The sequence below is a fragment of the Mesotoga sp. H07pep.5.4 genome, from assembly GCF_003664935.1.
GTDB lineage: Bacteria > Thermotogota > Thermotogae > Petrotogales > Kosmotogaceae > Mesotoga > Mesotoga prima.
The window spans coordinates 51,604-63,323 of sequence record NZ_JFHM01000031.1 but is presented as its reverse complement, the minus strand read 5'-3'; the positions used below and the strand labels follow the sequence as shown (position 1 = coordinate 63,323).

General features: G+C 44.7%; 10 protein-coding genes and 2 tRNA genes. 6 read left to right on the top strand and 6 right to left on the bottom strand.

Annotated elements, in window-relative coordinates:
* Positions 1–3 precede the first annotated feature (3 nt).
* Together Y696_RS12815 and Y696_RS12810 are read right to left on the bottom strand one after the other, a co-directional pair.
* Positions 4–80 (bottom strand) — tRNA-Arg (locus Y696_RS12815).
* Between the two features lie 15 nt (positions 81–95).
* A tRNA-Ser gene (locus Y696_RS12810) sits at positions 96–185 on the bottom strand.
* A 428-nt stretch (positions 186–613) separates the two neighbouring features.
* Between Y696_RS12810 and Y696_RS12805 the strand changes: the two genes are divergently transcribed.
* The 4 genes from Y696_RS12805 (at position 614) to Y696_RS12790 (ending at position 3,031) form a co-directional block, all read left to right on the top strand.
* Positions 614–1,072, top strand: a complete 459-nt coding sequence (locus tag Y696_RS12805) for a GNAT family N-acetyltransferase (protein WP_099773003.1) — start codon at positions 614–616, stop codon at positions 1,070–1,072.
* A gap of 284 nt (positions 1,073–1,356) precedes the next feature.
* The gene (locus Y696_RS12800) at positions 1,357–1,596 is read left to right on the top strand and encodes a DUF2905 domain-containing protein (RefSeq protein WP_006487207.1); all 240 of its coding nucleotides are present in this window, start codon (positions 1,357–1,359) and stop codon (positions 1,594–1,596) included.
* A gap of 14 nt (positions 1,597–1,610) precedes the next feature.
* Entirely contained in the window at positions 1,611–2,648 is a 1,038-nt protein-coding gene (locus Y696_RS12795; RefSeq protein WP_006487187.1) for an L-threonylcarbamoyladenylate synthase, read from the top strand.
* A gap of 26 nt (positions 2,649–2,674) precedes the next feature.
* The gene (locus tag Y696_RS12790) at positions 2,675–3,031 is read left to right on the top strand and encodes a hypothetical protein (protein WP_006487186.1); all 357 of its coding nucleotides are present in this window, start codon (positions 2,675–2,677) and stop codon (positions 3,029–3,031) included.
* A 4-nt stretch (positions 3,032–3,035) separates the two neighbouring features.
* Here the strand turns inward: Y696_RS12790 and Y696_RS12785 are convergent, their stop codons facing one another.
* From Y696_RS12785 to Y696_RS12770, 4 genes are all read right to left on the bottom strand, one after another.
* Entirely contained in the window at positions 3,036–4,304 is a 1,269-nt protein-coding gene (locus Y696_RS12785; protein ID WP_259459956.1) for an HD domain-containing phosphohydrolase, read from the bottom strand.
* 241 nt (positions 4,305–4,545) lie between these two features.
* Positions 4,546–5,490 (bottom strand): P1 family peptidase, encoded by a 945-nt coding sequence (locus Y696_RS12780; RefSeq protein ID WP_259459955.1) that lies wholly within the window; start codon positions 5,488–5,490, stop codon positions 4,546–4,548.
* A gap of 59 nt (positions 5,491–5,549) precedes the next feature.
* Positions 5,550–7,724 carry an ABC transporter permease gene (locus Y696_RS12775; RefSeq protein WP_121510732.1) on the bottom strand — a complete coding sequence of 725 codons (2,175 nt, stop codon included), beginning with the start codon at positions 7,722–7,724 and terminating at the stop codon, positions 5,550–5,552.
* Positions 7,717–8,385: an ABC transporter ATP-binding protein gene (locus Y696_RS12770; RefSeq protein ID WP_099773007.1), complete on the bottom strand. Its 669-nt coding sequence runs from the start codon at positions 8,383–8,385 to the stop codon at positions 7,717–7,719. Before Y696_RS12770 ends, Y696_RS12775 begins: the two co-directional genes overlap by 8 nt.
* A 204-nt stretch (positions 8,386–8,589) precedes the next feature.
* Between Y696_RS12770 and Y696_RS12765 the strand changes: the two genes are divergently transcribed.
* Both Y696_RS12765 and Y696_RS12760 read left to right on the top strand, forming a co-directional pair.
* Positions 8,590–9,159 carry a 5' nucleotidase, NT5C type gene (locus Y696_RS12765; RefSeq protein ID WP_099773008.1) on the top strand — a complete coding sequence of 190 codons (570 nt, stop codon included), beginning with the start codon at positions 8,590–8,592 and terminating at the stop codon, positions 9,157–9,159.
* A 19-nt stretch (positions 9,160–9,178) separates the two neighbouring features.
* On the top strand, positions 9,179–11,689 hold the full coding sequence (locus tag Y696_RS12760) for an alpha-amylase family glycosyl hydrolase (RefSeq protein ID WP_121510731.1): 2,511 nt from the start codon (positions 9,179–9,181) through the stop codon (positions 11,687–11,689).
* Positions 11,690–11,720: the final 31 nt, after the last annotated feature.

The following is an 11,720-nucleotide window of genomic DNA, read 5'->3' as shown; positions in this document are numbered from 1 at the left end:
TAATGGCGTGCCCGGGGCGATTTGAACGCCCGGCCTCCAGATCCGCAGTCTAGCGCTCTATCCAGCTGAGCTACGGGCACCCATAATCAATATAATGGCGGAGAGAGAGGGATTCGAACCCTCGGAGGGTATAAACCCTCACGTGCTTAGCAGGCACGCGCCTTCGGCCTCTCGGCCATCTCTCCACCCTACAGAGTTCATTCTATCATGGTGCGCTGGTCGTGTCAATACAAGCTAGATGGCTCAAGCCTCTTCAAATAAGGCTGATTAAGCCTTTTACGATCATTTAGATTTGCTCTTACTTCTTAAAAGATCTCGACCCCGGATAAGAGTTAGTTCAGGTTTTTTGGCTTGAGAGAAGGCCCGATTAGTGGGCAGTGAAGAAAGGAGTATCCGTAAGAAATCTCTTTTTCAAGATATTTGATTCACAATCATCGGATAGAAGTTTGCTGGAAAAGAATCCCGGATTCTCCGTTCTTCAAGATCTGCACAGTGCTTGCTCTTGACTTTAGATGATGAAATGGATTCTCCACATAAGGATTAACTGAATGTTTGTGCAGTATCGTCTGTGGAATAATGGGCTTGACATGGAATGTGAAAGGGCGTGATCTGAATGATCATAAGAGAGATTAGAGAGAATGATGCTCCCGGTCTACACGAGGTATTAGTTGATATCGGATGGTTCAAAACCAAGAATGTTGAAGAAGAGATTTATCTGAAAAGTGTGAAGGAAATGATCAGATGGAGTGTTGAAAGAGATGATCACCTAATTCTCATTTCGGAAGAAGGCGGCGAGTTAACCGGGTACACGAGCGTCCATTTCTTGCCTTACCTTTTCATGGGTAAGCCGGAAGGGTACGTTGGCGAGCTTTTTGTGAAGACTGCCTGGCGAGGAAAGGGATTTGGCAGTGAACTTCTAAGAAGAGCCATAAATGAAGCGAGGGAAAGAGGTTGCTGTCGTATCAGACTGATAAACATTAGAGACAGAGAATCATATAGACGTGGCTTTTATGCGAAACAGGGGTGGCAAGAGAGAACCGATGCAGCCGACTTCATGATGAAACTTGATTGAGATAACCCGCAGATTCGAAATGAACGAAGCAGTGACAATATTCATTGTCAAGCAGGGAAACTTGAACCACCGAAGTTGAAAGGACGATAACGCTGACTCTACCAGAAAGAAAACGGGGGAAACCCGTGGGCGATGAAATCAAGTGGTGGACTTTCTCTGATTGTTTCTTGATCCCACCCCAACAATCAATCTATCCTGCGCTCTTCTCAAGAGCGATTCCTTCGGCAAAACCCTTTCATTTTGCCTCAAAGAAATAGTTTATAATTTATGAGGAAGGTGATCGTGTGATAAGTCCGGAGGCTTTTGAGAAACTCCTGGCGAAAGTGGGCTTGTTGTGCCTGGCGATTGCTTTGCTCCTATTCATTTTCCGGAAGGCAGGTCTCAGTCTGGGAAGGCTTCCGGGAGATATTCATGTAAGCCGAGATGGTTTTGAGTTCTGGTTTCCAATCACTTCGGGGTTTATTGTCAGTGTATGTATTACGGGAATGTTGTGGCTCTGGAAATTCATCAGCAAGTTCTTTTGAATCACGGAGGATGAATGAATACAGTTTATTTGAGAGTAAATTCAGAGGAACCGGATGAGTTCAGACTGAAAAAAGCAGCGAGATTTATCAGGGAAGGTGAGTTGGTTGTCTTCCCAACGGAGACGGTATACGGGTTGGGCGCCAACGCCCTAGATGAATCTGCAATTTCGAAAATCTACCATGCAAAGGGAAGACCGCAGGACAATCCGCTGATTGTTCATGTTTCCAGTCGTGAAATGGTCGCCGATCTTGTTTTGCAGAATCTCAGCGAGTACTCAGCTTTGATGGACACTGTTTGGCCAGGCCCAGTAACTCTCATTTTCAGGAAGAGAAAAAGAATCCCTGACTCGGTAACGGCTGGGCTTGACACGGTCGCCATCAGGTTTCCGTCTCATCCGGTAGCTTCTAAGCTTATCGAGCTTTCTTGTGTCCCAGTTGCTGCTCCCAGCGCCAACTTGTCGGGAAAGCCCAGTCCAACCAGGGAAGAACATGTAGTAGAAGACATGGATGGGAGAGTCAGCTGTATTATCCTTTCGGGGTCGACAGTCTTCGGTCTAGAATCGACTATCATAGATCTTTCGAGGGAAAGACCTGTTCTTTTGAGACCCGGGCCGATAGATCCAGATCAGCTCAAATGCGTACTTCCAGATCTACAAATACCGGGCTTTGCATCTGGCCGGGAGCAGTATCTCGGTGATCCTTTGTCTCCTGGCTTGAAGTATCGTCACTACTCACCTGACATTCCTTTGATACTTGTGGAAGGCGAGTTGGGTTTGGTAGTCAGCAAAGTGGGGATCATCGCCGGAAGGAAGAGCTCACTTGTGCTCTGTTCCGAAGAGCTCCGGGACTATTATCCCGTTCAAGTAAAGAAGGTGGTTCTCGGTTCGAGAAGTAACCTTCTTGAAGTCGCATCAAATCTCTTCAAAGAGCTCAGAAATAAGGAGAACATGAGCTTCTCTCAAATTATAGCGGAGCCTTTCCCGGAAACGGGAGTCGGTCTCGCAATAATGAATAGACTCAGGAAAGCAGCCTGGAAAATCGAAAGAGTTTAGACGTAGCAAGTTGGAGAGTGATTTGTTTGAAAGGAAGACTCAAAGATATTTCTGGAGAGATCTTTGTAGTACTCGGTACAATACTGGTGGCGCTTGCCTTCTTTATGGTCTTTACCTGGGGTGACAAAGCGGTAGTGATGACTGAGATTACCGTCATAAAAAAGATAGACAATTCAAGCGCGGGAAATTCCGACTACAGAATAATCTCCGAGTCAGGCGAGGAATTCACAGTGAGAAACGCAGAAAGCCAGGGCTTTTATGCTGCGTCTAAGGTCTTCAGGATGCTAGAAGTGGGAAGGACGTATCAGGTTCTTGTCACAGGAAGAAGGATTCCCCTGTTTTCTATAAAGAGAAACATCATAGAGGCGATCCCCTCCCAGTAATCTACTAGAAGGAAAAACCATTTTTCAGAAGATCAACACAAGTCCTTGTAACGGAAGGATCGTAAAGAGTTCCGGCTCCGGATGTGATTTCCTCTATTGCGACATTCAGTCCAAGAGCAGGTCTGTATGGTCTATGTGATGAAATTGCTTCCACAACATCTGAAACGGCAATTATTCTTGCCGGTAGAGATATTTCTTCACCTTTCAATCGGTTTGGATAACCGGAACCGTCCATTCTTTCGTGGTGTTGAATAACATATTCTGCAATCGGGAAACCGAACTCGATCTCCCCTAATACTTCACAACCAAGTCGTGGATGCTCCTTGATCATTTCCATTTCTATTTTATTGAGTCTACCTGGCTTACTTAGAATCTCTGAAGGGATCCAAAGCTTACCAATGTCATGGAGGAGCCCGCTTATTCTGATGTTTTCGCAAAGCTTTCTCTCAAGTCCCATTTTTCTAGATACTGCTTCAGCGAGGAGTCCAACTCTTCTTTGATGATCGGAGGTATAAGGATCTCTGATTTCAGTGATCTTCGAAAGAGCATTCACAGTACTCTTGAAAGTGTTTTCGAGTCTTTCTTTGCTTTCTTCGATCTCGATCTTTGCAGCCTTAAGATCCGTTATATCGGAGATGAAACCCTCTACGAACGACTGATCTTCAGCTGGGTTTTTGATTACTTTCCCCCTTTCCAGTACGTGTTTGACAATGCCTGACTTGGTCACTATTCTATACTCAATCTCATAATGATCGTCTCTGGTAAAAGACTCCTGTATACTTTTCCAGACTTTTTCTCTGTCTTCCGAAAAGATGAGATCCGCATATGACAGTTTTTTGTTTCCAATTATTTCTTCCGGTCTATAGCCTGCAAGATCAACCAATCCCCCACTGAGAACTTCCATAGTCCAGTCTTTGTCGTTCTTGCATCGGAAGGCAATCCCGGGAAGGTTTGAAAACAGCCTATCTAGATCTAATTTGCTCTTCTTCAGGTCCTTTCTCGCTTCAGATGATTCGTCAAAGTCATTGTAGACGATGGCGATAACATTTGAAGAAAGTCTGGAAATCGATACATCTCTCCAAATCTCGCTTCTTGTTTCTGGATTATGTTTCGATCCAATTTGAAGTGGAATGCCCGTTTCGTTTACTCTACGAACTCCGCCCATTACACTGAATTCCCGGGCCGGAGGAAACACGTGTTCAAGGTCCATTCCAATGGCAGCTTCTCTCGTAAGACCTTCAGTTTCAAGCGCAGCTGAATTTGCATCGATCACTTTGCAGCGTCCCTCGAATGTCAACTCACACAGAATAATTCCGTTCCTTAGAAGCGATAAGAAATCACGGTAGCCATCGATATTCATGAAACTAATCTTGTCGAACGCTTCTCCAGAACTTCTTTCGACTTTAGGTCTCGAGTTTTAAACATTCATTTTCATCTCCCGATAAATGAATATTCAATCTTAACATCAATAGGTTACCGTGCAGAGTGGTCGACACAGTTCAACTAGATTAATTTCAAGGTTTGCGAATCACTGCGCTCTTCAAAGATTTGACCGATCCTTTGAAGCCAGTCATACTGTCGGAAGAAAGCATCGAATCAACTATGGCCTCAACGCAGGCCCATGTGGAAGCCCTGAATATCTCGCTAATCGTATTCTCATTTTTCATCAATCGCTGATCGCTCAAAGAGTACTCCCTCGCAGTACTGAAAGCAAGAGAGATATCACCGCTTCCGTGATGTCCGGGAGCTCCAAGCAAGCCTATGGCAAGACTCATATGTCGCGAGACCCGCTTCAGCTGATGGGGCATCAAGGGAAGGTCGGTGCCAAGAATCATGATCAGGGATCCGGCACCTTGAGCTGAACTACCACTGTCGTTAGACAACTCTAGCGAAGGTATTCTAAGATCGGAAGATCTCCCGAAATTCGATAGGACAATCGCCCCCACGGTGTACTTCCTCCCATCGAATTCAATAATCCTGGATGAAGATCCTATTCCCCCCTTATACCCGAAACAGATCATTCCAGTTCCTGCTCCGCAACTACCAAGAGCAAAGTCTTTTCTTGCATCCATTACAGCTTTAGATACCATCTCTTCTCTGATAGATAGTGAGCGAATATCACTGAGGAACCCATCGTTGCACTCCATTACAACAACATTTAAGGATGCCATTTCAGGATTGTCTTCAAGTGCTAGTTTCGCTGCTCCCTGCTGGACAGCCCCTATCGACAGAGTATTTGTGAGAAAGATGTCACTCTCCACAGTCCCGAGCTCCTCTATCTGCACAAGGCCCATCGATTTCCCATAACCGTTGAAAACGCTGCACGCCGCTGGAATCGGAGATCTATATACCCCAGAAATCCTTACGACGCTTATGCCGGTACGCAAACATCTTGGCGCGTCTTCAATCAAAGTGAAATGTCCTACCTCTATTCCTTCAAGATCAGTAATCTTGTTCAACGGACCTGTCTCATAAGCATCGGGTGGGCTAACCAGTTCTCTAAACCTCATTTCTACACTTATCTTTCGATAATCGACAAAGGATCCTGCCTGGATATCAGATACCTTTCCATTGCAAGACCAGAAAACAAGACAATTAGTATCATTATAAAGATTCTAAGAAAAACCTTGGCTGCCACGAATGATGAAATGTACACTCCAGACAGGAAAAATGCCCCGAATATACTCCAGCTAATTGTTCCCAGGAGAAACCCGATTGTGGCTCCTGAAAATAGCACTAAAATCAACTCCCCGAAAAGCAGCAGAGCTATTTCACCCCTTCCCTGACCAATAATGTTCCTAATAGCGAGCTCTCTTCGTCTTCCCAGAACTATCCTTGTAACAGTGACGATAGCAATAATGACAACTACGAAGAATTGAAGATATATGATAATCGAGGTTATGAGATTCATGAACTGACTCTCCTTGAGAATCTTAGCTTCGAATGAGCGACGATCTACAACCTCAACTACACCGGCTTCAGAAGCAAATAACCTGATTTCCTCAACCAGATCATCCCCAGCGTGAAAAATCAATAGCCCCTCGGCAGCAACTTCTTCTTCCACAACGATACCGGAGAGACCGTAAAGGGACGGAAGCACAACCGGTGAAGAATTGCCATAGCCGTTAACCTCTCCGCTATTTATTAGATCGAACAGGCCCTTGCTGACATAGAATGCGTTTTCTGAAGTACCTCCCACAAGTGTCGGCACAAGCTCTGAATCCTTCGATGAAACAACGGGAATGAAGATCTCTGTGGTTCCAAAGATAAGCTTCACATCTAGGTTTAAAAGTGAAGCGGGAAGTACAGCCCTGGATCGGGAAACAATCTCTTCTGGCAGTTCAATATCACCACTTTCCGTAGTTTGGACATAAGAACAACTATCGAAGAACCGACCACTATCGCGGATAGTATCGGTAAGCGAGGAAAGCAATGATCCGAAAAGCGTAACGAGAAGGGCAAAAACTATTATGTTTACAAATAGGGATCTATAGCCGTCGCTTCTCAGCGGAAATCGAAGCCACGGCAAACTTATGTTCTTAAATCTATTCTTTAGTATCCCTTTCTTCTTTTCCCAGCTCTTTAGAAGTCCCACAAGATCTCGACTCAGGTGACTCCCGATCAAAACTTGAGTGAATACAACAGTTATTGCTGGAATAACTAGTGTCCATATCGTAGAGACAAAGATATCGCCGACAAACAGACCGTTGGGCTCGAAAAATCGAGTCTCTAGATATGAAACAAGAATCCTTCCCGCAAAGAGACCAATAATCCAACCGGCGGCACACTGGTATACGGATTCAAAGAAAAGTCTCGCACCGAGGCTCGCTGGTGAATGGCCAATTGCGGCCAGAATACCGTATTCCTTTTTTCTTTCACGAATGCTGACCGAGTTAAGCATTGTAAGTCCAATTATAAACACAAGAGCAACGCAGAGATTGCACAGGAGGACTCCCAGGTAGTAACCGGAATAACTTCTTTCTATATTCTCTCTTGAAGAGATGGGACCTTGAACCCCTACTTTGAGTTCTTCACCGGCTATTCTTGACCTCAACTCACTTTCGACCGCTATTGAAAAACCTCTTTCCGAAAGCACTATGAATCCATATGCCCCTTTTCCTCCTGAAATCCCGGACGGACCGATTCCAAAAACCGAAGGGCCTTTAAGTGCAGCAACAACATTATACAGCCCTGTGCTCGCCGTCTCGAAGATCTCCTCGTACACTAGTCCTATACCGACTCCGGAGGCCTTTAAGAACGAGTCGGAAACCATTATTTCATTTGTTTTAGGGGAGAAAATCCTTCCGTCTACTATGTAAGACTGGCTCAGCTGCAAAATCCGTGCAATGTCGGTTTGCTTTATTCCGTAAACAGGAAAATTCGCTCTCGCGCTTCCAAAAAGATTGTAACCAAGATAAGCGATATCTACCTGGATCACATCTGAAATGCCTGATACGTCTGCAAAAATCTCTTTGAGGCTGTCATCGATCTCTTCTTTTCTACCGGTATCGGAAAGGTACTGCACAGTAATCCAGTTTTCGTTGATCTTCGAGATCCTGCTTCTGGTCTCTCCAAAAGAGAGAAATATCGAGCTCAAAACGATACTTACAGCGACGCCTAAAGCAACAACAAATATGAAGACTAGAATTCTCCCGGGCCTTCTCCTGAAATAAAGCCAAATGTACTTAAGCATTCACAGTATCCTCGTATACCTGCCCGTTTTCAACTTTGATCCTTCTCTTAAAATCACCGATAATTTCCGCTGAGTGAGAGACCAAGACTAGAGTCGCTCCTGATTTCGAGCAGTAAGATCTCAACAGGTTGATTACTTTTCGACCGTTTTCATCATCGAGTGAAGCGGTCGGTTCATCGGCAAAAACGACCTTAGGATTTCCTATCAAAGCTCTCGCTACAGCTACCCTTTGGCTCTGCCCCACTGAGAGTTCATAAGGAAACCTCTTCAGCAAGTCATCAAGTCCAAGCGCAGTAGTAATCTCCTCGACTCTCCTTTTGATTCTTCGTTTATCTCTTATAGGGATCAGGATGTTTTCTCTCACAGTTAAATGATTAATCAAGAAGTGTTCCTGAAAGACAAAACCAAACTCCTTCCGCCTTAATTCCGCCTTTGCCGATGGAGTAAGAGCGGTGATTTCCTTACCTTCATATTTAACTTCGCCGCGACTTGGCTCTTTCAGAGTACTCATGATGAAGAGAAGGGAAGACTTTCCTGAACCGGAAGGGCCGAAAACTCCTACCTCTTCTCCTTGTTCTATAATTAGGTTTGTTGATTTTAGCGCTGCCAGAGCTTGTTTCTTTGTTTCATATATCAGTGCGACTTCCTTGAGTTCGAACATTCTTCTTCCTCCTTAAGAGAAGACCTTGTCTTGATTATCCCACAAACGTCATTTGATGACAAAGCTTGGTGAATACGGAATGAACGGAAACAAATCGAAACAAATTAACGGCAGGTATTGACGATTAAAGTTGCAAGAGTACTTTGGTGATTACTAGAAGAGGCACTTGTATGATATATACTTTTTCTAAGCGGAGGTGAAGCGATGAAAATTATGATAGACATAGATGATATTCTCACAAACTTCAATCTTGCATTTCTTAGAATTGCCCATGAAATGTATGATGAAGTACCGATCGAAGTCGAAGTCAAGATCTGGGATTTCTGGAAAAGCGTGCCCAACTTGACGCTTGAAATGGAAGAAAGGGTCTGGGAAAGGATTAGAAACACACCAAACTTTTACGAATCACTACCTTCATACGCAAGCGATGAAGATCTTAGGAGATTAGGAGAACTAATAGCCGAAGGTCAGCATGAGGTCTACTTCATTACTTCTCGCTTTCCCACCAAAGGGAGAAATGTTCAGACCCAATCTCAAAGATGGATTCAGGAAGAGATTGGTCAACCAGTTTCGGTAATAGTCAGTTCAAGAAAGGGCGAACTATGCGAAGTACTTGGCATTGAATTCGCGGTCGACGACGCCCCTCATCACATAGAGAACCTACTTGATCACGGGATCAATACATACATAATGGACTGGCCGTACAACAGACATATAGACCACAGACTCCGGGTCAAGAGCCTTGGCGAATTTCTCGATAGCGTTTTGATCTAATACTCAGGAGGTTAAGTGTATGAAGAAAGTATTCATCGCTCTTCTATTAATGCTTTTCGTAACACCAATCTGCCTTTCGTCAGCTGTCTGGGAGGATCAAGTAGTCTATTTTTTAATGATTGACCGGTTTTCAAATGGTGACCCATCCAACGACGACATGGGATTAGGAGAGGCTGGTAGTGACAACTCAAGATACAATGGTGGGGACTTGAAGGGAATAATCGATAAGCTAGATTATATCAAAGGACTCGGCGCGACTGCAATCTGGATTACGCCTCCCGTTGCCAACCAGTGGTGGAATCCTTGGGTCAACTACGGTGGCTACCACGGTTACTGGGCGAGAGATTTCAAAAGGATCGATGAACATTTCGGCGACATAGCTCTATATAAGGAGCTGGTAGAAAAAGCCCATGAGAAAGGTCTGCTAGTAATACAGGATATAGTTCCTAATCACGTGGGTGACTATTTTAGATTCGTGGACGGCGAATTCGAAATGAATTCAGGAAGCATTCCATCGGATTCTCCGGAGCAATACCCCTTCTCTCTGAACAATTTTGTGGAGCACAGAGACGAGAACATATATCACTGGACACCTGACATATCTGATTTCAACGACCAGGATCAGAAGTTCAACTATCAGATGTCGGGACTCGATGACTTGAACACGGAAAACCCTTCAGTAATCTCTGCGTTGAAGGATTCTTATACTTTCTGGATAGATGAGGCTGACATCGATGGATTCAGAATAGACACCGTGATCTACGTGCCCCACGAATTCTGGAGGGAATTCTTGAATGGAGAGTCAGGTGTTTACGAAATCGCCAGCAAGAACGGCAAATTGAACTTCCTGACATTTGGTGAAGCCTGGGTAAGAAGCGACCCATTTGAAGACACTGGAGAAAGAGTTATTGGGGAGTTCTTCGAATCTGGCATGAATGCAATGCTCGATTTTCCGCTGAATATTGAGCTCCGAAGTGTTTTCAAGGAGGGAAAACCTACTGCCAATTTGGGGTACAGACTCGAGACAAGGCAGAGTTATTTCAACCACACTAGACTCTTAACCTTCATAGATAATCATGATATGGAGAGGTTTCTTAAGGGAGCGGGATTAGCAAGCCTCAAGCAGGCGCTGGCCTTCATCTTCACTGTTCCTGGGATACCAGTTGTGTATTACGGTACGGAACAGGGCTTCGTTGAAACAAGAGCGGCAATGTTTGAAGACGGCTTCCAATCTGGCGGATTGAACCACTTTGAAACGCAATCTGAGTTATATAAGTACACGAGCGATTTGGCCAAACTCAGGCTTGAGCATCCTGCATTAAGATACGGAAGAGTTGAAGTCCTGAAATCCGATCCCAATGGGCCCGGGATCTTTGCTTACAGCCTGGAGCATGGCAACGAAAAAATCTACGTCATAATGAACACTGCAGGTGAGCGGCGGATTCTAGCAAACATGGAGTCAGGCTTGGCTGAGGGTCAGGTAATTCAGCCGGTTTACACCTTCAACTCGCTTTCGAAAAGCTATACGGTAGATAAGGACGGAAAACTCTTAATGACAATGAATCCCCGCTCAGTATATGTTGGCATGGCTTCAGAGGAATATCAATCGGTTGATTCCCCCGAAATCCAGTTCAATGCCAATCTAGAATATGCTCAGAAGATTGCTTCGACATATACGATCACAGGAACTGCCTCAGGAGCTTCTTCTGCAAGGATAATCTTTGATGCAAGGATTGAGGAGGCCGAAGATATAGAAATCGAAGATGGACAGTGGTCTTACGAGTGGGACATATCGAAGTTCGATCCTGGAATTCACTCGATTCTCTTTAAAGTTTACGGAAGAACGAAAAGGGAGTCAATTTACAGTGAGGACTATACAGTTGTTCTCGACATACCGGAACTGCTCTTGTCTTCGCTTTCCGATCCAGAAGGAGACGACAAAGGACCGGAGGGAAGATACGAGTATCCAACGGATATCTCTTTCAAGAATCAGATGGACCTGTTGGGAGTTGAATTGAGACAGATAGGAGCATCGCTTTCTCTTAACATGAGAATCAAGGATTTGACTGACACGTGGGGACCACAAAACGGATTCGATCATGTCACTTTCCAGATATTCATCGATGATCCCCACAAGACTGGTTCAACGGTCCTGCCTTTTTTGAATGCAACTATGCCGGCCGGACTTGACTGGGATTATTTCATCTTTGCAAACGGTTGGTCGATTGTTGCGTATTCTGCAGAAGGAAGCGGCCCCAAGTCATTCGGCACAGCAATATCTCCAACTCCTCTTGTACAGACAAACAAAATGAAGAGCGAGGTAGTACTAAGGATTCCCGGTGAAACCATCGGGAGACCAGAAAGCCTAAATGGATTCAAAGTATACATAACAACCTGGGATTTCGATGGTATCGAAGCCGTTTACCGGGACATCTATCCAGAACCTAAGAGCTACCATTTCGGAGGCGGTAGTAAGGAGGATCCGTATATAATGGATGACATACTGCTAAAGATAGGGGAAAGCGACTAGATTTAAAAATCGCAGAGCAGAACATCTTGGA